The sequence below is a fragment of the Nocardia ninae NBRC 108245 genome, from assembly GCF_007990755.1.
GTDB classification, from domain to species: domain Bacteria; phylum Actinomycetota; class Actinomycetes; order Mycobacteriales; family Mycobacteriaceae; genus Nocardia; species Nocardia ninae.
Map to the genome: position 1 here is coordinate 18277 of NZ_BJXA01000037.1, position 23054 is coordinate 41330.

Genomic DNA, 23054 nt, shown 5'->3' on the forward strand with positions numbered 1-23054 from the left:
CGTGTTATCGAAAACACACAGAATCACTCACGGGAACAAAGCCCCCGTCCCGAACGTCTGACAGAGTAGTCATACCACTGCTGGGAAGTAGCGGTAGCGAGCCCGCGGAGTGACCACGGGCCCCACACCAGGCAAACGGTCTGTGAACCGGGAGCCAGGACGGAGGAGTCATGCCAGGAACCCTGACTAGCACCCCACTGACCGCGGTCGATCGTTGCGACCGCTGCGGGGCGGCAGCACGAGTGCGCGCCGTTCTGCCCGCAGGTGGCGAGTTGCTCTTCTGCCAGCACCACGCGAACGAACACATGGATCGACTGCGTGAGTTGGAAGCCGTGATCGACACGGAGTCCGCTCCCGCCCTCTGATCAACTCCTCGCGTCCTGAGACAACAACATCCGACAACAGAAAACCGTTTACCGCAGCGGGCGATCCACGGATCGCCCGCTGTTGGTGTGTACCGGGGTCTCGAGGATCCCGTCGAGCAGCCGGTCGAGGCCGTAGTCGAAGGCACCGTCCGGGTCCGCCGGGGCTTGATAGAGCTCGCCGACCGCCGCACCCACCCGGGCGGCGAGCGGAAACGAACTGGACGGCATGGCCTCAGTGAGCAAGGGGCCATGCACGTCCCACCACTGGACGTCGGTCATCACTTGGGTGTCGCGCTGCGCGGCCACCGCGACACGCCCGTTGCCGGTGGCGAATTCGGACAAAACGGCGATCACCCGATCCATCTCGACATCCGACAGGCCGATGCCCTCGATCGCGGCCAGCTGGCGCTCGTAGCGGCGCATGCGACCGGGGCCGATCACCTGACGCCACGGCGATACCTCCAACAGCCACGGGTGGGCGATCAGCTCGGCGCGCACCTGGCGGGCAATCGCGGCCAGCCGCGCCCTCATCGGTAGGTCCGCCGGGATCGGCGCGTCCTCGTCGGCGACGGCGTCGACCATCAGCACGGTCAGCGCGTCCTTGCTGGGGACGTAGGTGTACAGGCTCATCGGCCGCAGGCCCAGCTCCGCCGCGACGGATCGAATCGACAGCTTCGCGTACCCGTCCCGGTCGGCGAGAGCCACGGCGACCTCGACCACCGCGTCGACACTGACCGCAGGCTTCGGGCCGCGCGCGCCCGGGCGCGGCGGGAGTTCGTGCCGCCACAGCAGGCTCACCAGTTGTTTCGCCTGTTCGACGGCGGATTCGTCGGCCACGGGACTCCTCGGAACAAACTCGGTACTCTGTACGTTGTTCAGATACTTCGTACACCATACGCCGATAAAGGGGTTCGCTCTGCCCAGCACACAGGCCACCTATCTGCCCGACCGGCACATGTTCGCGCTGTGGACATGGACCGGGCAGCACACCGGGCCAGCGCCCGCCGCGCTCGGCGACCGGGAGACCCTCGCGCTCGCCGTGCCGACCGGTTACGACGGGGCGATCGAGGTCGCCGAAGTCGACTGCGCGCTGGTCGATCCCGCGACGTTCGCGACATTGGATCTCGCGGACGCAAGGGCATCGCTCGATATCTGGCGTACGACGCTGCATGCCGAGGCTGCGCGACAGCCAGAGGTCGAGTTACCCATAGCGGCCCACGCGGTGCCCAATGCGGCGGGCACCTCCATCGTGTCCGCCGAGCGCGCGGTGCGCGTGCTGCGCGAGACACAGGCCGTGGCAACCGAGTTGCGTTCGGCGCTGAAGGCCGATCTGCGGCCCTATCAGGTGCGTGGGGTCAGTTGGCTGCGGGAAACGACCGCGGCGCACGGAGGGGCCGTGCTGGCCGACGAGATGGGGCTCGGAAAGACGGTGCAGACCATCGGCTTTCTGCTCGGGCGGGCAAGCGGGGGTCCGCAGCTCGTCGTGTGTCCGACTTCGTTGGTGGGCAACTGGGCGCACGAGATCGATCGGTTCGCGCCAGGGCTGCGCGTGGTGGTGTGGCGCGGCGGTGAAATCGACGTTCCCGCTGGGACTGTCGTCGTCGCGGGATATCCCACGGTGCGGCTGCACGGCCAGTGGCTCGGCGAGCACCGCTGGGCGACCGCGGTTTTCGACGAGGCGCAGGCGTTGAAGAATCCGAGCACGCAGCTGGCCAAGGCCGCGCGGGCACTCGACGCCGAGGTGCGCGTCGCGTTGACCGGCACGCCGGTGGAGAACCACCTCGAGGAGCTGTGGGCGCTGCTGAACCTGGTGACGCCCAGGCTGTTCGGGCACAAGACGCAGTTTCGGCGGCGCTTCGTCCGGCCGATCCAGGAGGGCTCCACGGCCGCGGCGTCGCGGTTGCAGGACGCCATCGAACCCGTCGTCCTCGCCCGGAAGAAGGCGCAGGTGGCCGCGTCGCTGCCGGCGAAGATCCACACCGATCTGCTGTGCGACCTCACCACCGAGCAGGAAGACCTCTACGACAAGCTGCTCGACCGGGCCATCGATGACGGTTTTGGTTCCGGTGTCGAACGACAGAGCCGGGTGCTCGCTGCACTGACCGCGCTCAAACAGGTCTGCAACCATCCCGGGCTGGTCACCGGTGAGCTCACCGAGCTGGCGGGACGCTCCGGAAAGCTGGATCTGTGCACCGACATCCTGGCCAACAATCTCGAAATGGACGCGCCGACCCTAATTTTCACTCAGTACCGGCAGACCGGTGAACTGCTGGTCCGGCATCTCGCCGAGCAGTTCGGGGTCGAGGCGCCGTTCTTCCACGGCGGCCTGAACCAAGCTGAGCGCGCCGCCATCGTGACCGGTTTCCAAGCCGAGGACGGGCCGCCGGTACTCGTGCTCAGCCTGCGCGCGGCGGGCACGGGTCTCACGCTGACCCGCGCCGCCGACGTCATCCATTTCGACCGCTGGTGGAACCCGGCGGTGGAGGCGCAGGCGTCGGACCGCGCGCACCGCATCGGCCAGACCCGCACGGTCACCGTCACCACGCTCACCTCGACCACTTCGGTCGAGGAGCACATCGCTCGCATGCACGATCGTAAGTCCGCGCTCTCGGACCTCGACTCGGCGGGCATCGCCGCGCTCGCCCGCCTCGATGATGATCAACTGGTCGAGGTCCTGCGGCGTAAGAGGGAGAACTGATGCCGGACAATGAATTCGGTTACACCAAGTGGGGTATGGATTGGGTGCGCCTCGCCGAACCGATCCGGCAGACCCGTCCCGAGCCGCTGCTGCCCCGAGCCCGCAGTGTCGCGCGCAACCACGGCGTGCAGGCCACGATCGAGGGGCGCGTGGTGCGCGCCACCATTCATCGTGGCGGCGAGGCGTCGGTGATCCACCTGGAGGTGGCACCGCTGACCCGCGCGGCGATCACCGCGATCGGGGAGGTCGTGCCGGACACCACCGTGCTGACGGACGAGATGCATCGCGCGGTGGTCGACGCGGGGTGCACCGTGGCTCCGGTGCTGGCGGGTACCGACTGCTCGTGCAAGGCGAGGTCGGCGCGTTGTCTGCATGTGCTGGCCGCGTTCTACGACATGGCGCGCCGGGTGGACGAAAACCCGCGTCTCGCGCTGGAGATCCAGGGGTACTTCCAAGCGGCACAGGATGATTCGCCGGCACCGGTGGAAGTGCCGCGGTGGGTGCCGATCAACACGTTCGATCCCGCGAACTACTTCGGTGAGCCGACCCTCGCCTGAGCCCACCATTCGGGCGCAACGGTTGCGTCTTCACAGAGCCGTACGGACGCTCTGCGGGTGTGACTCAGGCGGGGCGGCGGGCGCGGAACCGGAAACTCGTTGCGCCGGTTTCGATGTCGACGTCGGTGAAGCCGATCCGGGTCAGCCGGTCGGCGGCGTGTTCCGGCGGGACGGGGACGCACGTGTCGCCCACGTGTATCAACCGGAAGAGGCGGCTGTCGAGGCCGTCACTGCCCGCGAACACGCCGCCGGGGCGCAGCACGCGCAGTGCGTCGGCGAACAACGCGTCCTGCTGGGCGGGGGTCGGTACGTGGTGCAGCATGGTGAAGCACACCACCGAGTCGAATTGCTGTGGCGGGAAAGGCATGTCGGTGCCGTCGCCGTCCACCACCGTCATCACCGACCCATGTCGGTTACGCAACCGGGCGGCCAGGTCGGGGTCGATCTCGACGCCGGTGAGCGAGCCCGCACGGTCGAGCAGCGGGCGGACGTTCGCACCGTAGCCGGGCCCGATCTCCAGGGCGCGCCGGATATTGGTTCGACACCCACGAGCATCCGCAGCATCAGATCGCCTGGGCCGCACGGGGAGTCATCGCCGTCGAGGTCGGCGACAACCGCTGGGTGCTGCCGCCGACCCGGGCGCTGTGGATTCCCGGCGGCGTCCGGCATCGGACGGGCAGCGCCGACGGGGCCGACATGCGCGGCATCTACATCGAACCCGAACGCTGCCCGGTCGCCTTCACCGCGCCGACGATGATGCGGGTCACCCGACTGCTGCACGAGCTGTTCGACCATCTCGGCGCCCCCGGCACCGACGCCGCGCGCCGCGAACGCGCGGAGGCAGTGGTTTTCGATCTCGTCGAACCGGTCGACGTGATCCCCATCGGCGCCCACTCCCCCACCGATCCCCGCGCCAAGCAAGTGGCCGATGCCCTGACCGCCGACCCCACCGACGATCGCACCCTCGCCGAGTTCGCCGCCGCCGTCGCCACCAGCCCGCGCACCCTGGCCCGACTATTCGTCACCGAGACCGGAATCAGCTTCGGCCAGTGGCGAACCCAGATCCGCCTCACCGCCTCGCTGCCCCTGCTGGCCGCGAACCTCCCCATCGCGCGCATCGCGGGCCGCGTCGGCTACGCCACGGCCAGCGCCTACGTCGCCGCGTTCCGCCGGGCGGTGGGCGTGTCACCGGGCAAATACTTCACCAGGTAGCACGGCATCCATCTAAGCCACCCACCCCAGCGTCCGAGACCCGCAGCCTGCTGCGCAGCGGCAGCGCAGCCCGTTCTTGTTGTGCCGCAAGGGCCATCGCCCACGTGAGCCGTTCACTCTCCGGCGGGCCGTCGACAGATCCCCGGGGCAATGCTTTGCGGGGTCAGCGGAAACGGGACTACCGAGAAGCACACCGGCCAGGCAAGCTCGTGTGCCTCCACATCAGCTAGCCACCAACAGCACTCGCCCATGCCCCCGGCACCCGGAGAGACGGCGCGTTAAGCGTTCGTTCCGCTGTCGACCGTGAAGATCGCGCCCGTGATGCTCCGTCCGGTCTCCCCGGCGAGGAACGCGACCATCGCCGCCATGTCCGCCGGCTGCGCGAAGCGGCCGAGTGACGACAGCTCGAGCTGGGTGCCGTAGTGGTCGCCGTCGGCCGGGTTCATGTCCGTCACAGTCGATCCCGGCTGGAGCAGGTTCACCGTGATGTCGCGCGGTCCCAGTTCCCGCGCGAGCGCCTTGGTGAATCCGTTCAGCGCCGACTTGCTCAGGTTGTAGAGCGAGAGGCCTGCGAAGGGTGCGTGTTCGGACAGGTTGGTGCCGACGCTGATGATGCGGCCGCCGCCGGTCATGTGCGCCACCGCGGCCTGCGCGCCGACGAACGCGGCCCGCGCGTGGATGTTCAGCGCGCGGTCGATCTCCTCGAGCGTGAACTCCTCGAACGGCTTGGCCGGGAAGATGCCCGCGTTGTTCACCAAAATGTCCAGCCTGCCCAGCTCGGCTGCGGTCCGATCGACCGCGCTCACCACGGCACCGGCGTCGGCGCTGTCGGCGCGGATCGCCAGCGCGCGGCGGCCGAGCGATTCGATATCCGCGGCAACAGCTTTCGCCGGTACCTCGGCGTTCTGATAGGTGAACGCCACATCGGCGCCGTCGGCGGCCAGCTTCCGTGCGATCGCCGCGCCGATTCCTCGGCTACCGCCGGTCACCAGTGCCACCTTGCCCGCGAGATCAGTCATCGTTCCTCCGCCAAATTCTGTGTCGATCAGTACATAAATAGCTAAGCGCAGCGACCATCGCGGCGTCAAGGGGTATATTTAACGATCGACACAGAAAGGACGACCATGGCCGACCGGGGACGACCGCGCGCCTTCGACCGCACAGAGGCACTGCGCCGCGCCATGGAGGTGTTCTGGGAGCACGGCTACGAGGGCTCGTCGATGAGCGACCTCACCGCCGCAATGGGCATCAACTCGCCCAGCCTCTACGCTGCGTTCGGCGACAAGGAGGCGCTGTTCCGGGAAGCCGTCAGCCTGTACGGGCAGACCGACGGCGGATACACCGACCGGGCGCTCCGGGAGGAGCCGACGGCGCGGGCCGCCATCGATGCGATGTTGCGGGACAACGCGATCGCCTACACCGTCGAGGACAAGCCGCACGGCTGCATGGTCGTGCTCGCGGGCTCCACCTACACCACGCGCAGCGAGAGTATCCGCGACTTCCTGATCGAGAAGCGCAGGGAGACAACCGAAGAGATCCGGCGACGGATGGATCGCGGTGTCGCGGAAGGCGATCTGCCCGCCGACACCAACACTCCTGCACTGGCCCATTTCTACGCCACGGTGCTCTACGGACTGTCGATTCAAGCCCGCGACGGGGCGTCACTCGCGGAACTGACGCAGTCCATCGACGTCGCGATGGCCGCCTGGCCGGCCGGTGCCACATCTACCTGATCTGCGCCTGGCAGACATCCAGCAGCGCTGCGGCCAGCTGGCAGCGCAATGTCGTGGCGCACCAATACAATCAGGCGGCGGCCCGAACTAACCACCACCCGTGGCTCCCGGCCCACCGGCCGGGGTAAACAGGCGAGGGCGCGGTCGGTCGGACGCTACATCCGGCGCAACGCCGCGATCCGCTCCACCAACTGATCGGCTGACGCCAATGCCGTTGGCGGACCGCCACATTCGCGACGTAGCTCGCCGTGGATCACGCCGTGCGGTTTGTTGGTGCGGTGGTGGTGCATGGCGACCAGGCTGTTGAGTTCGCGCCGCAGCTCACCTAAACGGTCCGCCGTCGCGACGCGCTCTGCCGCGCTCGCGACCTGGGGGCCCGGATCGGGCGCCGACGACGACTCGCCGCGGTCGGCGATCTGCCGGGACTGGCGTTCGCGCAGCAACGCGCGCATCTGGTCGGCGTCGAGCAGGCCGGGGATACCGAGATAGTCGGCCTCCTCGTCGCTGCCCGCGAAAGTGGCGGTGCCGAAGGAGGATCCGTCGTAGATCACCTGATCGAGCTCGGCGTCCGCGGCCAGCGCGACGAAGGACTTCTCCTCCTCGCCCGGCTCGTCCTGCTGCTTGTTCGCATCGATCAGCAGCTCGTCGTCGAGGCCGTCCTTCTCCCGATGCGGCTTGCCGATCACGTGATCGCGCTGCAACTCCAGCTGCGCGGCCAGATCGAGCAGCACCGGCACCGACGGCAGGAACACGCTCGCGGTCTCACCGGGCCTGCGGGCACGCACGAACCGGCCGATGGCCTGGGCGAAGTACAGCGGTGTCGAGGCGCTGGTCGCGTACACGCCGACGGCCAAGCGGGGCACGTCGACGCCCTCGGACACCATGCGCACCGCGACCATCCACGGCTCGCTGCTCGCGCCGAACGAGGCGATCCGGTCCGAGGAGGTCGGCTCGTCGGACAGCACCAGCGCGGGTTTCGTGCCCGAGATGTGTTCCAGCAGTTCGGCGTAGTCGCGGGCGCGGTCCTGGTCGGTGGCGATCACCAGGCCGCCCGCATCGGGCATGCCGGTGCTGCGCAGCTGACGCAACCGCATGTCGGCGGCGCGCAGCACCGCCGAAATCCAGTCACCCGCCGGGTCGAGCGCGGTGCGCCAGGCGCGGGCGGTCTGTTCGGCGTTCAGCGGCTCGCCGAGGCGGGCGGTGTACTCCTCGCCCGCGCTGTCGCGCCAGTGCGCCTCGCCGGAGTAGGCGAGGAACACCACGGGCCGGACCACGCCGTCGGCGAGCGCCTCGGAGTACCCGTAGGCGTGGTCGGCGCGCGACCGCGGGAAACCGGACTCGTCGGGTTCGTAGGTGATGAACGGGATCTGGCTGTCGTCGCTGCGGAACGGGGTTCCGGTGAGCGCGAGCCGCCGCGTCGCGTCGCCGAACGCCTCGGCCGTCGCGTCACCCCAGCTCTTCGCGTCGCCCGCGTGGTGGATCTCGTCGAGAATGACCAGGGTCCTGCGGTTTTCGGTGCGCACCCGGTGCCGGGACGGGTGCGAGGCGACCTGGGCATAGGTGACCACGACACCGTGATAATCGCCGGAGGTACCGCCCGTCGCATTGGAGAACCGCGAATCCAGCTGGATTCCCGCGCGCGCCGCGGACTGGGCCCACTGGTGCTTGAGGTGTTCGGTCGGGGCGACGACGGTGATCTGGTCGACGGTGCGGTCGGCCAGCAGTTCGGCGGCGACGCGCAGTGCGAAGGTGGTCTTACCGGCGCCCGGCGTGGCCACCGCGAGGAAGTCGCGTGGCTTGGACGACAGGTACTTGGTCAAGGCCCGGCGCTGCCAGGCACGCAGCGATCCGCCGCCCGATGTACCGGAGCTGTTCGGCGTCCCCGAGGCCTCGGGTCTAGCCGAATCGCCCGGTGTCTCCGCTCTTCCCGCCACAGCGGCGCCACCCGACCCAGTCACGCAGTCGACCCTACTGGCCCGGCCCGGCGTGTTGCCAAACCGACGCGGCGTGGGCGATGGGCATCACATGTTCAACTACCGACACGCCGGAATTCACCCATTGCCCGACGACACGTCGCCCCCGGAATCCGATGCGCACACCACTCGTGCGCGATGCTTGAGGGACGATGCCCGAGGAAAACGCCCTGCCGGACCAACCGCTGCGGACCGACATACCGTCGCTCAGCGGTGGCCTGGCCGCGCGCAAACTGACCTCGGCGCAGCGGGTGACCATCCGGCTGCGCCGGGCCCGCAGGAAGACCGTCAGGCTGACGGTACGGGTGGCGGTGAAGGCCTGGGACGACTCGATCTTCGCCAAGTCCGCGGCCGCCGCGTTCTGGCAGACGTTGTCGCTGGCGCCGCTGCTGCTCGGGGTGCTCGGCAGCCTCGGGTACGTCGGCACCTGGTTCGGGCCGGACACCGTGCAGATCGTGGAATCGAAGATCATCTCGTTCAGCCGGGATCTGTTCAGCTCCAGTGTGGTGTCGGATCTGATCGAGCCGACCGTCAAGGACGTGCTCGGCAAGGGGCGCGGCGCGGTCGTCTCGGTGGGTTTCGTGCTGTCGCTGTGGGCCGGGTCGTCGGCGATGGCGACGTTCGTGGACGCGATCGTCGAGGCGCATGGTCAGCAGGACTTGCGACATCCGGTGTGGCAGCGGATCTTCGCGCTGCTGCTGTATGTGGCGTTCCTGGTGGCCTCGGTGTTCATCCTGCCGCTGGTGGCGCTCGGGCCCACGATCATCGGGCGGGTGCTGCCGGAGCCGTGGCGGGTGACCGGGCTGCAACTGCTGGACTTCTTCTACTACCCCGGTGTCGGGCTACTGCTGATCATCGTGCTGACCACGCTGTACAAGCTGGCGCTGCACACCTCGCTGCCCTGGCATCGCATGTTCGCGGGGGCGTTGGTCGCGGCCGTGTTCTTCATCGCGGCCAGTGAGGTGCTGCGCCGATATCTGTCCTGGGTGACCGAGACGGGTGTGAGTTACGGCGCACTGGCGACGCCGATCGCGTTTCTGCTCTTCACGTACTTCCTCGGGTTCGCCATCATCCTCGGCGCGGAATTCAACGCCGCCGTGCAGGAGTTCTGGCCCGCGCGCACGACCCGGATGGAGCAGGTGCGGGAATGGATCACCAATCAGCTGACCGGGGATTCGCCCGACGAGGACGATCCGAAGACAGAAACCACCGAGACGGCGGAGAAGCCTCCGCCGTCACCTGTCGACGCACCCGAGCAACCGGGCGCGGCGTCCGCGCAGACGCCGCCCCCACAACCTCATTCGCCCTTTTTCAGCCCGTCGTAGACCTTCTTGCAGTCCGGGCAGACCGGCGAACCGGGCTTGGCCGAGCGCGTCACCGGAAAGACCTCTCCGCACAGCGCGACGACATGGGTGCCCATGACGGCGCTCTCCGCGATCCGGTCCTTCTTGACGTAGTGAAAGAACTTCGGGGTGTCGTCGCTCGTCGACTCGTCGGTGGTCGAATCGGGGCGAACCATGGTGTCGGTGTTCACGGATTCCATGATGCCGCATCCGCGCAAACGGTGACCGATCACGGTCCAGTGTCCGGCTGACCACACTGTGTGCACTGGGGCTCCGACAGTGGAAGACTCGAAGCATGCAGCAGCACGGCGACTCCCCCGACGCCGGCGACATCGGCCGTGGTGAGCGTCCGGACGTGACGATGCCGCCGAAATCCTCCGGCTACTTCCCCGGCACCGACGACAAGCATCCGGTCCTGATCACCGAGGCGCAGCCCTCGCTGGAAGACCAGCACCGCTCGCGCGTGCGTCGTTACACCATCATCATGGCGTTCCGCATCCCCTGCCTGGTGCTGGCCGCGATCGCCTACAGCACCTTCAGCAGCGCCCTGCTGTCGATCCTGATCATCGCGGTCTCCATCCCGCTCCCCTGGATCGCCGTCCTCATCGCCAACGACCGTCCGCCGCGTCGCAAAGACGAACCGAGCCGCTGGGACGAGCGCCGCGCCGCGCTGGAAGCCCGGCCGCACAACGCCATCGACAGCTGACGGTCCGCTGCCCCGTCAGGTGGTGATGCCGAGGTCGGTGCAGGCGCGGGCGCCGCTTTCGAGTGCGCCTTCGATCCAGGCTCGGCCTCGGGTGGAGGTGGCATCGCCTGCGAACGCGACCCGCCCGTCCATTTCGGGGGTGCGGGTGTCCGGGCCGATCTCGACCGATTGCCCGGGCAGGTAGATCGCGGCTTCACCGTTTGCCCAGCGGTCGGTGGCCCAGGAGTGCGAGGCGTAGCCGCCGGTCCATGCGGCGCGGACGGCGGGGCCGTGCACGTCGGCGAGGTGATCGAGGCATTCGGCCGCGCGTTCGGCCGGGAGCAGGCCGTCCCAGGCATGCGCGTCGTCGGCCCAGGTGTAGGAGGCGATGACGACGCCACCGTCGCCGGTGGGATGAGAGGGGTACACCGTCAGTCGTGGTGGGGCGTCGGTGACGTCGATGCCGCCGTGCCCGGCCCACCAGCGGGTGGAGAACTCGAGGAAGGTTTTGGTGGCGGCGTCGTGATGCAGCTCCGCGATCGCGCGTTGTTTGCCGTAGGACAGGGCCGGCTGGAAGCCGAGGTAACGCAGCAGCGAATACGGTGCCGCGACCACGACGCGATCGACCTCCACGGTGTCCTCGCCCGCGCCGTACCTCAGCCGCACCCGCGGGTGTCGTCCGTCGATCCCGGTGACCACGGAGTTCGTGATGATCTCCGCGCCGGCGGCTTTCGCGGCACCGGCCAACTCGACGATCAACCGGTCGGTGCCGCCCACGATTTCGACCAGCTCGGTGCCGGGTGCGAGATTGGTGGCGGTCATCAGGTTGTGCGTCAGACTCAAACCCATGCGGGCGGTGATGCCCTCGATGGAGCCCAGATGGTCGATGCTCGATTCCGAAAGCCCCTGGGCCAGTAGCCAATCCCGCAGCGACATCTCGTCGTAGCGGGCCAGGAAGTCGGTCCAGGCTGCTACATCGCTGTCTCGGTGCACGCCCGTGCTCGCCAGCACCTGATCGAGCAGCGCGCGGCCGTGCACCGCCTCGGCACCGAACACCCCCGCGATCGGTGCCGGATCAGTGGTGTATTCGGCCCGGGTCATCGATACGCCACCGGCGCTGACCAATCGATGCGGGTGGGTCATGTGAAAGGGGCGGGTCTGTACACCCAACCGGGCCAGCACCCCGGTGGTGATCATGTGCGTGGTGGGGATGCGCATCGCACCGGCCTCGCCGTGACCACCGGTGGCCGTGAAAGGTTCCCGCAGCGTCCGAATCCGGCCGCCCACCCGGTCCGAACCCTCGAATACCCGCACCCGATGCCCCGCCCGCGCCAGGATCCACGCCGCGGCCAACCCGGCGGCACCGGCACCCACCACGGCGACATCCTGCGGGTTGTCCGTGCGCTTCGGGCCCGCGCCGGCAAGCAACTCCCGGTGCAGGGCCCGAACATCGCGACCGGACTCGTCCACACCCACGATGTCCCGGGCGACCAGCCGAGCCCGATCCCGCCGAGACGGTGAAATATCGGCACCCCCGGCCGCGGGCCGCAACGCCTCGCGGCCGGCGAAATGGCCGGAAGCAACCGCACCACCCGCCGCCCCCAACACCAGCCCGGCAGCACCGGCAGCGGTGTAACGCAACAGATCACGCCGACCAACGGTGTTCTCACGCACGATCCAGCTCCTTTGCTGCGATCCGGTCCACACCACCGGATCGACCACGCGGCCGATCCGTGCTGATCGGGCCACCGACCCACCCTCAGCGCAGACACTGTGTCACACGTCACCGCCCCGATCCCGGCACCTGAGGTGTGTCGCCGCCGACCAGTCCCGTTCACCACCCCAACCGCCCCACAAGATCAACTTCCCGGCCCCGGTCCCCTCGCCGAGATCGTGAGACTGATCGGCGTCAGGCCTTACAGCGGATGAATGTGGACACACCACCACGGCACCGACCGAGCGGGACCGCCATCAAGTCCCTACTCGCAAATGCCATCAGCAGCGACGGGACACCACGACGGCATTTACTGCGTGGAACCGCCACAACGTCCCACTCGCGAATCCCGGCCGTACCCAACGGGACACCACGGCGCCACCCATCGAAGACGGCCGCCACCATGTCCCGCGCGCGAATCCCATCAGCAGCCAACGGGACAGCACAGCGGCATCCATCGAGCAGACCCGCCAACATGTCCCGCTCGCGAATCCCGGCCGTCCCAACGGGCCACCACGGCGGCACCCTCCGAACGGGGCCGCCACCATGTCCCGCGTGCAAGCGCCGTCCGTGCCCAACGGGAGACCAGCGCGGCATCCGCCGAGTGACACCTCCACCACGTCCCGTTCAGGCGCACCACCGTGACGGCGGGGACATGAGCGTGCGGCGTCAGGCCTTACGGCGGATGAAGGCAGACACCACGGCGCAGCCACGGAGTGGGACCGCCACCACGTCCCACCCGCGAATGCCATCAGCAGCCAACGGGACGCCACGGCGGCATCCATCGAGCAGACCCGCCAACATGTCCCGTTCGCGAATCCCGTCCGTGCCCAACGGGACACCACGGCGGCATGCGCCGGGTGACGCCTCCACCAGGTCCCACCCGCAGATGCCGACCACGCCCAACGGGACACCAGGAGGGCATCCGCCGAGCGACGCCGCAGACATGTCCCGTTCGCGCGCAGCAGCAACGCTGGCGGGGACATGGCGGCGGGCGTCAGGCCCTACAGCGGATGAAGGCGGACACGGCGACACCGGCCGAGTGGAACCGCCACGACGTCCTATCCGCGAATGCCATCGGCGCCCAACGGAAGACAACGGCATCACTCACCGCGTCGAGCCGCCACCAGGTCCCACCCGCGGATGCCGACCACGCCCAACGGGACACCAGGACGGCATCCGCCGAGCGACGCCACCGTCATGTCCCGTTCGCGCGCAGCGTCAACGCTGGAGGGGACATGGCGGCGGGCGTCAGGCCTTGCGGCGGATGAAGGCGGACATTACGGCTGCCGTGGCGCATAACCCGCCGGCCAAGTACCAGGCGAGGTCGTAGGTGCCTTGGACATCGCGGATGACGCCCGCGCCGGTGGCGGCGATGGCGGAGCCGATCTGGTGGGAGGCGAAGACCCAGCCGAAGGCGACGGGGCCGTCGTTGCCGAACAGTTCACGGCAGAGCATGACGGTCGGTGGGACGGTGGCTACCCAGTCGAGGCCGTAGAAGATGATGAACACCCAGAGGCTGGGTTGGGTGTGCGGGCCCAGCAGCGACGGCAGGATGAGCAGGGACAGGCCGCGCAGCACGTAGTAGCCGACCAGTAGATAGCGCGGATCGATGCGGTCGGTCAGCCAGCCGGACGCGATGGTGCCCGCCACGTCGAAGATGCCGACCACGGCGAGCAGGCTCGCGGCGGCGGTCGGCGGCATGCCGTGGTCGTGCGCGGCGCTGACGAAATGGGTGCCGACGAGACCGTTGGTCGACGCGCCGCAGACCGCGAAACCACCTGCCAGCAGCCAGAATCCGGGTGTGCGCGCGATCTTGGCCAGCACCGTGAGCGCGCGGGACGCGCCGACCGAGGCCGGTGTGCGGACGCCGACGACACTGCCCGGTTCCGCGCCGTACGCGGTGACCCCGACATCACTCGGATAGTCCCTGATGAACAGCAACACCAGCGGCACGACGGCCAGCGCCGTCCCGGCGACGATCAGCGACGGCAGCCGCCAGCCGTGCTCGTGCGCCAGCATCGACACCAGCGGCAGGAACACCAGCTGACCGGTCGCACCCGCCGCCGTGAGCACCCCGGTGACCAGTCCGCGCTGGCGCACGAACCAGCGGCCGGTGATGGTCGCCACGAACGGCATCGACATCGACCCGACCCCGACACCCACCAGCAGACCCCAGGTCAGCATGAGATGCCACGGCTGGGTCATGAACACGGTGAGCCCCGCGCCCGCCGCGACGAGCACCAGCGCCCCCGACACCACCTTGCGGATGCCGAACCGGTCCATCAGCGCCGCCGCGAACGGCGAAATCAACCCGTACAACAGCAGATTCAGCGAGACCGCCGCACCGATCGTGCCGTGCGACCAGCCGAACTCCGCGTGCAGCGGATCCATCAGCACACTGGGCACCGAGCGGAACGCGGCCGCACCGAGCAGCGCGACGAAGCCGACCCCCGCCACGATCCACGCCGGATGCGGACCGCGCCGGGCGACGGTGTCGTGCAACGGTACTGGCGGTGGTGTCTGCAGCTCGGTCACCCGCTGAGCGTGCCGGAAATTCGGCCGCGCAACGAGCAGCCGGAAGGCCACAAAACACCAAGATCGTGCCAGGAACGGCGACACGCCAATCCGCTCGACACCGCGCGTCGCTTTCCCTATGGTGTCTGCGGGCACAAGACAGGAGTGAACATGATTCGGTGGATCTGGGCTTTCCTGGACCGCCCCGCACAGCGATTCGACGACTGCGCGAAGTTCTGGTCCACGGTCACCGGTACCGAACTGTCGGCTCGCCGCGGCGAGCACGACGAATTCCTCACGCTGCTCCCCGATCCCGCGCTGTTCGCGGCGGCGGGCGTGAAGATGCAGGCGGTGACCGGTCTCGGCGGCGTCCATCTCGACCTCGACGTCGACCACATCCCGACCGCCGTGCGCACCGCGCTCGACCTCGGCGCCGAACTGGTCGCGAATCACCCGGACTACGCCGTCCTGCGCTCCCCCGGCGGCCAGACCTTCTGCCTCACCCCGAGCGGTCACGGCCGGGGCACCCCCGCCCCCGCCACGAAAGCCCCCGACGGCACCCTCAGCCGCCTCGACCAGGTGTGCCTGGACATCGGCCCCGCCGACCACGCCGCCGAAACGGACTTCTGGAAATCGTTGACCGGCTGGAACTTCGAGCAGGGCAGGATGCCCGAGTTCGCCCGCCTCCGCGCCGCCGAATCCCTCCCCATCCAGCTCCTACTCCAGCGCCTCGAGAACGACCGCCCCACCAGCGCGCACATCGATCTGTCCTCCTCGGACATCGACGCCACCGCCCGCTGGCACGAAACCCTCGGCGCCACAGTGATAGATCGCTACGAACACTGGATCGTCATGCACGACCCCGCAGGCGCCACCTACTGCATCACCGCCCGAGACCCTAGGGGCGTCTGACCAAGATTTCGCTACCGCGGCCCAGCACTATCCGACTGCTCCCCGGACGCGCACAGCTACCCGCGAGAGCACCACCTGCGAAGTCGGCCGAGTAAGCGGTGGCAGAGTACCGATGTGCCTACGAACCGATCGACGACCACCGGATCCCTGCTCACCGCGCTGTGCCCGGAGCTCCGGACGGCGCTGACCAGGGTCGGCTACGACGCCGACACCCTGCTGGCGGTACTCGGCGAAGACGTGCACGCGGCGCTGGGCCGATCGGAACCGGTCCCGGTGCGCCGTGCCGCCCGCGACGCCTGCGAACTGGGCACGCTCATCCGGTTGCTGCTACTCGGCGACGCACTGCCCGAACGCGATGTCGCGGCCGCCCTACTGCCGGTAGATATCGACCGCGCAGTGGCGGCGGGCCTGCTCGATCGCGACGGCGACACCGTCCGCGCCGCGCTCGACCTGCGCCCACTGGACGCCGGGGCAGGCACCCGCTGGATCCTGTCCGACCTCGACGATTCGATGCGCAGGCGCACGCTCACCGAAGACCACGTGCTCGGTGTCGGCCACGCCTCCCTCTCGCTTCTGCGCGCCACCCCGACCCGCAAGGTCGGCTCCGTGCTCGACCTCGGCACCGGCTGCGGCGTGCAGGCCGTGCACGCCGCCTCCTACGCGAACCAGGTGACCGCTACCGACGTGAACACCCGCGCGCTGTGGCTCGCCGAGGCCACCGCCGCGCTCAACGGACTCGATATCGAACTGCTCGAAGGCTCCTGGTTCGAACCGGTCGCTGGCCGCCGCTTCGACCAGGTGGTGGCGAACCCGCCGTTCGTGGTGGGTCCCGCGAGGATCGAGCACACCTACCGTGACTCCGGGCTCGCCCTCGACGGCGCCAGTGAATTGGTGATCGGGCAGGCGGCGGACCTGCTCGCTCCGGGCGGCACCGCCGCGATGCTGGCCGCCTGGGTGCATGTGGACGGCGAGGACTGGCGGCACCGGGTGTCGTCGTGGCTGCCCGCGCACGGCGTCGACGCCTGGGTGGTGCAGCGCGACGTCGCCGACCCCGCCCTCTATGTCGGCACCTGGCTGCGGGACGCCGGCCTCGACCCGCGCGACCCGGCCGCGCAGGCGCGCGCCGAGCAGTGGCTCGACGCCTTCACCGCGGCCGACGTCGAGGGCATCGGCTTCGGCTTCGTCTATCTGCGCGCCGTCGACGCCCCGACCGAACTGCTCGCCGAGGACCTCACGCACGGCTTCGACGACCCGCTCGGCGACGAGGCGACCCGCTACTTCGAGCGTTCGGCCTGGCTGCGTGCCGTCGCCGGTGACGAAAAACTGGCCTGGACTTCACGTTTCGTGGTGGACCCGGCGACCGCGCTGGAACGCGTCGCGCTGCCCGGCCCGGACGGCTGGGCCGAGCAGGTCGCGCGGGTGCACCGCGGCGACGGGCCGCGCTGGCAGCACGAGGTGGACGAGACAACCATCTCGCTGCTGGCGGGAATGCGCGCGGACGGCCTGCCGTTGTACGAACTGATCGAACTGCTGGCGGTTGCCCACGGATCTGCCGAAGTGACCACGGAGTTCGCGGCCGAAGCGTTGTCCGTGGTGGCCGGACTGGTCCGCCACGGATTGGTGCGGCCCGTGTAAATCCGGCGATCGCGGGTAGGTCGGTGCAGGCACCGGACAGCAGGCGTTCCACCGCTGGGAGCTTCTCAGGAACTTCTCAGACGAGAGTGAGGAAAACCGCACGTCAAAGCGGTTTATCTGAGCCACGACGGGGAACTTTATCTCTGTCGGGTCCGTTGTTCGGAGTGAGACACCACCGACAGGAGGCAAGTCATGACAAGCCCCGCCACCACTCGTGTGCGCATCAGCGATTCGGACCTCGACGCCCAGAGCCCCGCAGCCGATCTGGTACGCGTGTACCTGAATGGAATCGGCCGTACTGCGCTGCTCACGGCCGCCGACGAGGTCGAATTGGCCAAGCGTATCGAGGCGGGCCTCTACGCCCAGCACCTGCTGGAGACCGGCAAACGTCTGTCGGCCACCCGCAAGCGTGATCTGGCCCTCATCGTTCGCGAAGGCCAGGCCGCACGGTCGCACCTGTTGGAAGCCAACCTCCGCCTCGTGGTCTCCCTCGCCAAGCGCTACACCGGCCGCGGCATGCCGCTGCTGGATCTCATCCAGGAAGGCAACCTGGGTCTGATCCGCGCCATGGAGAAGTTCGACTACGCCAAGGGCTTCAAGTTCTCCACGTACGCCACCTGGTGGATCCGGCAAGCCATCACCCGTGGCATGGCCGATCAGAGCCGCACCATCCGGCTGCCCGTCCACCTGGTCGAACAGGTGAACAAGCTGGCCAGGATCAAGCGCGAACTGCACCAGCAGCTCGGCCGCGAGGCCACCGACGCGGAACTGGCGAACGAGTCCGGCATCCCGGTCGAGAAGATCTCCGATCTGCTCGATCACAGCCGCGACCCGGTCAGCCTGGACATGCCGGTCGGCAACGACGAAGAGGCCCCGCTCGGCGACTTCATCGAAGACTCCGAGGCCACCTCCGCCGAGTCCGCGGTGATCGCCGGACTGCTGCACCACGACGTGCGCAGCGTCCTGGCCACCCTCGATGAGCGCGAGCAGCAGGTCATCCGCCTGCGCTTCGGTCTCGACGACGGCCAGCCGCGCACCCTCGACCAGATCGGCAAGCTCTTCGGGCTCTCCCGCGAGCGCGTCCGGCAGATCGAGCGCGAGGTCATGTCGAAGCTGCGCAAGGGCGAGCGGGCCGACCGGCTCCGCGCCTACGCCAGCTGACCCCGTGCCGGAACACTCCGGCCCCATAACGACGCCGGGTTCCCCCGAGACCAGCCCGGCGTCCAGACCTGGTGACCCTCGGGGTCACCTGCCAACGCCGGCCGGTGCCGCGTATCTCCGCCCCCTCCGGGATAGCGCGAGCCGGTCGGCGTGAATTGTGCCGGGCCGTCCAATTCTGCGACGGCCCAACGACTCCCGGCAGTTGCTTCAGCTGCTGGATGCGTCAGACCTTCCGATAGTGCTCCGCCAGCGCACCGAACGCCACCTTGGGTTCCCAAGGCATATCCGGATAGGCCTGCCCGAGACCGGCATCCAGGACTTTGACGATGCCGTAGCTGGCCGAGTCCAAGTCGTCCTTCGGGTCGCCGTCAAAACGGTGCACATGGTCGTAGAGCGCGAAGAGGAACACGAAAGCGGCATCGACACCCTCGGCGGCGAAAATCTCCAGGAGCTCGCGCACGTACGCCACCTGACCCTCCTCATCGCGTGCGTACACGCCGTTCATGCGCACCGGGCCCTGGGCGTCGTACTCGATGATCTCCAGTCCCTGCGCGCCAGGACGCCGGACCCGGTGGGTCAGCCGAGGCGGCGGGGGCCCGTGTCGAAGCGGCTTGGTTCGGGGCCGATTCGGCCGCGGGCGTAGAGGATTTCGGCGGAGTTGGTGGAGGCCAGGACGGGGTCGAAGGAGAGTTCGCGCATGTGGGGGAGGTCGTCGAAGAGGGCTGAGATGCGTTGGGCGAGTTCGGCTAAGGCGGCCTTGTCTACGCGGGGGCTGGCGGGGGTGCCGGAGAGCAGGGGTGCTGCGCGGGGGGCGTCGATGAGGGCGGTTGCCTCGTCGGCGGTGAGGGGTAGGGCTCGGTAGGCGCGGTCGCCGAGGAGTTCGATGATCAGGCCGGAGAGGCCGAACTCGATGACCGAACCAAAGGACGGGTCATCCTGGACGCGCAGGACGCAGCCGACGCCCTTGGTGGCCATCTTCTGGATGTGCAGCACCGGGTCGCCGCACAGTTCGACCAGGTCCGCGTACGCCTGCCGCACCGCTTCGGGGCGCCACAGGTCCAGCCGAACACCGGTGAGATCCGGTCGGCGACGCCACAATTCGCCGGTCGCCTTGGCCGCGACCGGGTAGCCGAGCTCTTCGGCCGCGGTGACCGCCTCGTCGGCGCTGCGCACCTCGCGGAACTCCACCACCGAAATGCCGTAGCAGCCCAGCAGTTCGACGGTTTCCAGGTCGGTGAGCCGACGGCCGCCGGATTCGGCCATCCACTGCGCGACCAGCGTGCGCGCCCGTTCGGTGTCGATACCGTCCGGACGCATCACCTGTGACACCGGTCGGGTGCGCCACTCCGCGTAGCGACGGACCCGAGCCAGCGCCCGTGCTGCGCGCTCCGGGTCGGGATACGAGGGAATCGACCCGCGCACCGCCGTCGCGCCCGCGCCGCGGACCGCCAGCAGATGCGGAATGCCCTGTTCGGCAATGAATGTGGTCAGAATCGGTTTGCCTGAATCGGGGACAGCAGCGGCAGCCTCGCGGATGGCGTCGGCGAAGCCGGCCATCGGCAGCGGGACCGGTGGCGCGAAAACCACTAGCACCGAGTCGATATCGGCAGATTGCAGTGCTGCCACCGTCGCGTCGAGGTAGGCGCCGGGGGTCGCCTGTGGTCCCAGGTTCACCGGGTCGCCGACCGTCAGTCCCTCGCTCTGCGCGGCATCGACGGCCAGCCAGTTGAGCGCCGCACTGTTGCCGACAACCGCCAACCGGGAACCGCCGGGCAACGGCTGATACCCGAGCAGCGCGGCGCAGTCGAACAGCTCCGAGATGGAGTCGACCTGCACGATTCCCGCCTGCGCAAACAGGTCTCGCACGATCGAGCGGTCCATATCGCCCGCCGGTTGGGCGGCGTGGCGACCGCTGCTCACCGCGACGATCGGCTTGGTCCTGGCCACCCGGCGCGCGATCCGGGAGAACTTGCGCGGGTTACCGAAACTCTCCAGGTAGAGCAGCACCACATCGGTATCCGGGTCGGTGTCCCAATACTGGAGCAGGTCGTTGCCGGACACGTCGGCGCGGTCGCCGGCCGACACGAACGTCGACAGCCCGAGATTCCTGGCCGCGGCCTCACCGAGGATGGCCGCCCCCAACGGCCCGGACTGACAGAAGAACCCGATCCGCCCGCGGCTGGGCAGCACCGATGCCAGCGTCGCGTTGAGCGCCACCTCAGGATCGGTGTTCACGATGCCGAGCGCGCTCGGCCCGACCACCCGCATCCCGTGTCCGCGTGCGGCGGCGACCAACTCCTGCTCGGCCGTCCCGCCGGCCACACCGGTCGTGTCGAAGCCGGCGGTGAGCACGACAAGCCCCTTGACGCCCTTGGCCATACAGTCGTCCAGCACCGAGCCGATCGCCTCCGGCGGCACCGCTACCACCGCGAGGTCGACCTCGTCGGGGATCTCCCGCACCGTCGCGTAGGCACGCACGCCGCGCACCGCGCGCCGATTCGGATTCACCGGGAACACCGGACCTTGGAACACACCGGACAGCAGGTTGTTCAGCACCGCGCCGCCCACCCGGCCGGTGCTCGGTGTCGCGCCGATCACCGCCACCGATCGCGGAGTGAGCAGATTGCCCACGCTGCGCGCCTCGGAGGCCCGCTCGCGCGAATCCCGCACGGAGAGCAAGGCTTCGGTGGGATCGATGGCGAATTCCAGGTGCAGCACCGACCCGTCCCTGCTGCGCTCCACCTGATAGCCCGCGTCCCGGAAGACCGTCACCATGGTGGTGTTCTCCGCGAGCACCTCGGCGACGAAGGTCTCGATCTTGTTCTCCGCGGCGGCACCGGCCAAGTGCTCCAACAGAATCGAGCCGAGCCCGCGGCCCTGATGCGCGTCGGCCACCACGAACGCGACCTCCGCGGACCGCCGCCCGTCCCGGTCCAGCAGCTCATACCGGCCCACCGCGACGATCGCGGTGCCGAGCACCAGCACCAGGCCGACCCGGTCGTGATAGTCGACATGGGTGGTCCGGTAGAGATCCTTCGGCGAGATCCGCGGGTACGGACCGAAATAACGTAGATACCTGGTGCGATCGGACAGCGCGGCGTGGAACTCCTGCATCGCGTCGGCGTCGTCCGGCGTGATCGGCCGCAGCCGGACCACGCCGCCGTCGGAGGCGAGCACGTCGGCGAACCAGTGCTGCGGCGGCGGGGGCGGGACCGCCGGTGTGTCCGGAGTGTCTACGGGGTCAGTCACGAGGGTCCTCCGGGTCCAGGCCGAGCAACCCGAAAGTCGCTCGGCGAGTGGCCAGCACGGCCGTGTCGATGGCGCGTTGGGCGCGGTCGAAGCGCGCGTCCCCAGTCTCCCCCGTGCCGCCAGGGCCATCCCACGGGCGGTAGGCGATGTCGCCGCCGTCCCCCATGGTGCGCGGCGGATCGACCTTCGGCGCCGCCGCGCGGACCTGGTCGATCCACTGCTGGGGGATCTCGGTCTCCGGCGCGATGGTGCGGTCCAGCGCGGTGGCCAGCAGGTGCGTCCAGGACCGCGGCACCACCCGGATCAGCCCGTAGCCGCCGCCTCCCACGGCGAGCCAGCGCCCTTCGGCGTATTGGTCGGCCAGGTCGCGCATGGCACGGAACGCGGCGCGCTGACCGTCCACGGTGAGTTCCAGGTCGGCGAGTGGATCCTCGCGATGGGTGTCCACCCCGCATTGGCTGACCACGATCTGCGGCCGGAACGCCGCGACCGCACCGGGCACGACCGCGTGGAAACCGCGCAACCACTGGGCGTCTCGGGTGCCGGGCAGCAGCGGCAGATTGATCGCGCTCCCCTCGGCGGCGCCCGCACCCGTCTCCTCGGGCCAGCCGGTGTTCGGCCAGAGGGTCGCCGGGTGCTGGTGCAGCGAAACGGTGAGCACCCGCGGGTCGGCGTAGAACGCGCGCTGCACCCCGTCACCGTGGTGCACGTCGACGTCGAGATAGACGATGCGGTCGAAGCCGTGATCCAGCAGCCAGGAGATGGCCACCGCCGCATCGTTGTACACGCAGAACCCGGACGCCGAGTCCGCCATCGCGTGGTGCATGCCGCCGCCGATACTCACCGCACGCCTGGTCCGGCCCTCGGCGATCTCCCTGGCCGCGGCCAGCGTGCCGCCGACGATCACCGAGGCCGCCTGATGCATGCCAGGGAACACCGGGTTGTCCGGCGACCCCAGACCGAACGGCGGGGCCTGCGGCGAACCGGCGGGCGCCGTGACGTGCTCGACCGCATCGATGTACGCGGCGGTATGGATGCGCAACAGGTCGGCTCGATCGGCCGCGGCGGGTGCCAATAGCTCGACACCGTCGAGTAATCCGAGACTTTCGGCGAGCGCCATGGTGAACTTCAGGCGCGCAGGTTTCATCGGATGCTGCGGAGTCCAGGTGTAGTCGAGAAACCGGTCGGTCCACACGACGGTTCCTGGGCTGCGCTGTTCGCCGGGTGGCGCCGGACGTTCGCCGCGCGGTGCAGTGGCCATGCTCGCAACGCTACGCGGGAAGGTACGGACCCTGTCGAA

Annotated in this window: 20 protein-coding genes; 10 read left to right on the forward strand and 10 right to left on the reverse strand. The window is 68.9% G+C overall.

Annotation, left to right across the window (positions count from 1 at the left end; genetic code table 11):
- Positions 1 to 170 precede the first annotated feature (170 nt).
- Positions 171 to 365: a DUF7455 domain-containing protein gene (locus NN4_RS24600; protein ID WP_029903635.1), complete on the forward strand. Its 195-nt coding sequence runs from the start codon at positions 171 to 173 to the stop codon at positions 363 to 365.
- Between the two features lie 48 nt (positions 366 to 413).
- On the opposite strand, the gene NN4_RS24605 is transcribed toward NN4_RS24600, so the two are convergent.
- Entirely contained in the window at positions 414 to 1202 is a 789-nt protein-coding gene (locus NN4_RS24605) for a TetR/AcrR family transcriptional regulator C-terminal domain-containing protein (RefSeq protein WP_147135849.1), read from the reverse strand.
- Between the two features lie 118 nt (positions 1203 to 1320).
- Between NN4_RS24605 and NN4_RS24610 the strand changes: the two genes are divergently transcribed.
- Both NN4_RS24610 and NN4_RS24615 read left to right on the forward strand, forming a co-directional pair.
- The gene (locus tag NN4_RS24610) at positions 1321 to 3063 is read left to right on the forward strand and encodes a DEAD/DEAH box helicase (protein WP_147135978.1); all 1743 of its coding nucleotides are present in this window, start codon (positions 1321 to 1323) and stop codon (positions 3061 to 3063) included.
- The gene (locus NN4_RS24615; RefSeq protein ID WP_147135852.1) at positions 3063 to 3620 is read left to right on the forward strand and encodes an SWIM zinc finger family protein; all 558 of its coding nucleotides are present in this window, start codon (positions 3063 to 3065) and stop codon (positions 3618 to 3620) included. Before NN4_RS24610 ends, NN4_RS24615 begins: the two co-directional genes overlap by 1 nt.
- A gap of 64 nt (positions 3621 to 3684) precedes the next feature.
- On the opposite strand, the gene NN4_RS24620 is transcribed toward NN4_RS24615, so the two are convergent.
- A complete protein-coding gene (locus NN4_RS24620) occupies positions 3685 to 4203 on the reverse strand; it encodes a class I SAM-dependent methyltransferase (protein ID WP_147135855.1) in 519 nt (172 codons plus the stop codon).
- Here NN4_RS24620 and NN4_RS24625 point away from each other — a divergent pair.
- On the forward strand, positions 4188 to 4832 hold the full coding sequence (locus NN4_RS24625; protein WP_147135858.1) for an AraC family transcriptional regulator: 645 nt from the start codon (positions 4188 to 4190) through the stop codon (positions 4830 to 4832). The genes NN4_RS24620 and NN4_RS24625 overlap by 16 nt on opposite strands.
- 278 nt (positions 4833 to 5110) lie before the next feature.
- Here NN4_RS24625 and NN4_RS24630 read toward each other — a convergent pair whose 3' ends face one another.
- Positions 5111 to 5851 carry an SDR family NAD(P)-dependent oxidoreductase gene (locus tag NN4_RS24630; protein WP_147135861.1) on the reverse strand — a complete coding sequence of 247 codons (741 nt, stop codon included), beginning with the start codon at positions 5849 to 5851 and terminating at the stop codon, positions 5111 to 5113.
- 105 nt (positions 5852 to 5956) lie between these two features.
- Between NN4_RS24630 and NN4_RS24635 the strand changes: the two genes are divergently transcribed.
- The gene (locus tag NN4_RS24635; protein WP_147135864.1) at positions 5957 to 6565 is read left to right on the forward strand and encodes a TetR/AcrR family transcriptional regulator; all 609 of its coding nucleotides are present in this window, start codon (positions 5957 to 5959) and stop codon (positions 6563 to 6565) included.
- Positions 6566 to 6720: 155 nt separating this feature from the next.
- On the opposite strand, the gene NN4_RS24640 is transcribed toward NN4_RS24635, so the two are convergent.
- Positions 6721 to 8409 (reverse strand): DEAD/DEAH box helicase, encoded by a 1689-nt coding sequence (locus tag NN4_RS24640; protein WP_107660716.1) that lies wholly within the window; start codon positions 8407 to 8409, stop codon positions 6721 to 6723.
- Between the two features lie 281 nt (positions 8410 to 8690).
- Between NN4_RS24640 and NN4_RS24645 the strand changes: the two genes are divergently transcribed.
- Positions 8691 to 9863 (forward strand): YihY/virulence factor BrkB family protein, encoded by a 1173-nt coding sequence (locus NN4_RS24645; RefSeq protein WP_147135868.1) that lies wholly within the window; start codon positions 8691 to 8693, stop codon positions 9861 to 9863.
- Here the strand turns inward: NN4_RS24645 and NN4_RS24650 are convergent.
- Entirely contained in the window at positions 9836 to 10081 is a 246-nt protein-coding gene (locus NN4_RS24650; RefSeq protein ID WP_228541639.1) for a DUF3039 domain-containing protein, read from the reverse strand. The two genes, NN4_RS24645 and NN4_RS24650, sit on opposite strands and share 28 nt — an antisense overlap.
- A gap of 161 nt (positions 10082 to 10242) precedes the next feature.
- Here NN4_RS24650 and NN4_RS24655 point away from each other — a divergent pair, with 161 nt between their 5' ends.
- Entirely contained in the window at positions 10243 to 10587 is a 345-nt protein-coding gene (locus tag NN4_RS24655) for a DUF3099 domain-containing protein (protein ID WP_228541747.1), read from the forward strand.
- A gap of 15 nt (positions 10588 to 10602) precedes the next feature.
- On the opposite strand, the gene NN4_RS24660 is transcribed toward NN4_RS24655, so the two are convergent.
- Both NN4_RS24660 and NN4_RS24665 read right to left on the reverse strand, forming a co-directional pair.
- On the reverse strand, positions 10603 to 12240 hold the full coding sequence (locus tag NN4_RS24660; RefSeq protein ID WP_281289404.1) for a flavin monoamine oxidase family protein: 1638 nt from the start codon (positions 12238 to 12240) through the stop codon (positions 10603 to 10605).
- A 1291-nt stretch (positions 12241 to 13531) separates the two neighbouring features.
- Positions 13532 to 14809: an MFS transporter gene (locus tag NN4_RS24665; RefSeq protein ID WP_246181065.1), complete on the reverse strand. Its 1278-nt coding sequence runs from the start codon at positions 14807 to 14809 to the stop codon at positions 13532 to 13534.
- A gap of 159 nt (positions 14810 to 14968) precedes the next feature.
- Between NN4_RS24665 and NN4_RS24670 the strand changes: the two genes are divergently transcribed.
- The 3 genes from NN4_RS24670 (at position 14969) to NN4_RS24680 (ending at position 18505) form a co-directional block, all read left to right on the forward strand.
- Positions 14969 to 15709, forward strand: a complete 741-nt coding sequence (locus NN4_RS24670; protein ID WP_147135884.1) for a VOC family protein — start codon at positions 14969 to 14971, stop codon at positions 15707 to 15709.
- Between the two features lie 114 nt (positions 15710 to 15823).
- Positions 15824 to 17344 (forward strand): DUF7782 domain-containing protein, encoded by a 1521-nt coding sequence (locus NN4_RS24675; protein ID WP_147135887.1) that lies wholly within the window; start codon positions 15824 to 15826, stop codon positions 17342 to 17344.
- Positions 17345 to 17536: 192 nt separating this feature from the next.
- Positions 17537 to 18505 (forward strand): sigma-70 family RNA polymerase sigma factor, encoded by a 969-nt coding sequence (locus tag NN4_RS24680; protein ID WP_040736879.1) that lies wholly within the window; start codon positions 17537 to 17539, stop codon positions 18503 to 18505.
- A gap of 223 nt (positions 18506 to 18728) precedes the next feature.
- Here the strand turns inward: NN4_RS24680 and NN4_RS24685 are convergent, their stop codons facing one another.
- From NN4_RS24685 to NN4_RS24695, 3 genes are all read right to left on the reverse strand, one after another.
- A complete protein-coding gene (locus NN4_RS24685; protein ID WP_186818616.1) occupies positions 18729 to 18974 on the reverse strand; it encodes a hypothetical protein in 246 nt (81 codons plus the stop codon).
- Between the two features lie 107 nt (positions 18975 to 19081).
- The gene (locus NN4_RS24690) at positions 19082 to 21754 is read right to left on the reverse strand and encodes a bifunctional acetate--CoA ligase family protein/GNAT family N-acetyltransferase (RefSeq protein WP_147135890.1); all 2673 of its coding nucleotides are present in this window, start codon (positions 21752 to 21754) and stop codon (positions 19082 to 19084) included.
- Positions 21747 to 23015 carry an acetoin utilization protein AcuC gene (locus tag NN4_RS24695; protein ID WP_371865699.1) on the reverse strand — a complete coding sequence of 423 codons (1269 nt, stop codon included), beginning with the start codon at positions 23013 to 23015 and terminating at the stop codon, positions 21747 to 21749. The genes NN4_RS24690 and NN4_RS24695 overlap by 8 nt, the downstream gene beginning before the upstream one ends.
- Positions 23016 to 23054 lie beyond the last annotated feature (39 nt).

Bases quoted from the DNA above. Each gene is read 5' to 3' on its own strand.
- NN4_RS24600 (WP_029903635.1), top strand. From the start codon at position 171: ATGCCAGGAACCCTGACTAGCACCCCACTGACCGCGGTCGATCGTTGC.
- NN4_RS24610 (WP_147135978.1), top strand. From the start codon at position 1,321: ATGTTCGCGCTGTGGACATGGACCGGGCAGCACACCGGGCCAGCGCCC.
- NN4_RS24615 (WP_147135852.1), top strand. From the start codon at position 3,063: ATGCCGGACAATGAATTCGGTTACACCAAGTGGGGTATGGATTGGGTG.
- NN4_RS24630 (WP_147135861.1), bottom strand. From the start codon at position 5,851: ATGACTGATCTCGCGGGCAAGGTGGCACTGGTGACCGGCGGTAGCCGA.
- NN4_RS24635 (WP_147135864.1), top strand. From the start codon at position 5,957: ATGGCCGACCGGGGACGACCGCGCGCCTTCGACCGCACAGAGGCACTG.
- NN4_RS24645 (WP_147135868.1), top strand. From the start codon at position 8,691: ATGCCCGAGGAAAACGCCCTGCCGGACCAACCGCTGCGGACCGACATA.
- NN4_RS24650 (WP_228541639.1), bottom strand. From the start codon at position 10,081: ATGGAATCCGTGAACACCGACACCATGGTTCGCCCCGATTCGACCACC.
- NN4_RS24655 (WP_228541747.1), top strand. From the start codon at position 10,243: ATGCCGCCGAAATCCTCCGGCTACTTCCCCGGCACCGACGACAAGCAT.
- NN4_RS24670 (WP_147135884.1), top strand. From the start codon at position 14,969: ATGATTCGGTGGATCTGGGCTTTCCTGGACCGCCCCGCACAGCGATTC.
- NN4_RS24680 (WP_040736879.1), top strand. From the start codon at position 17,537: ATGACAAGCCCCGCCACCACTCGTGTGCGCATCAGCGATTCGGACCTC.
- NN4_RS24695 (WP_371865699.1), bottom strand. From the start codon at position 23,015: ATGGCCACTGCACCGCGCGGCGAACGTCCGGCGCCACCCGGCGAACAG.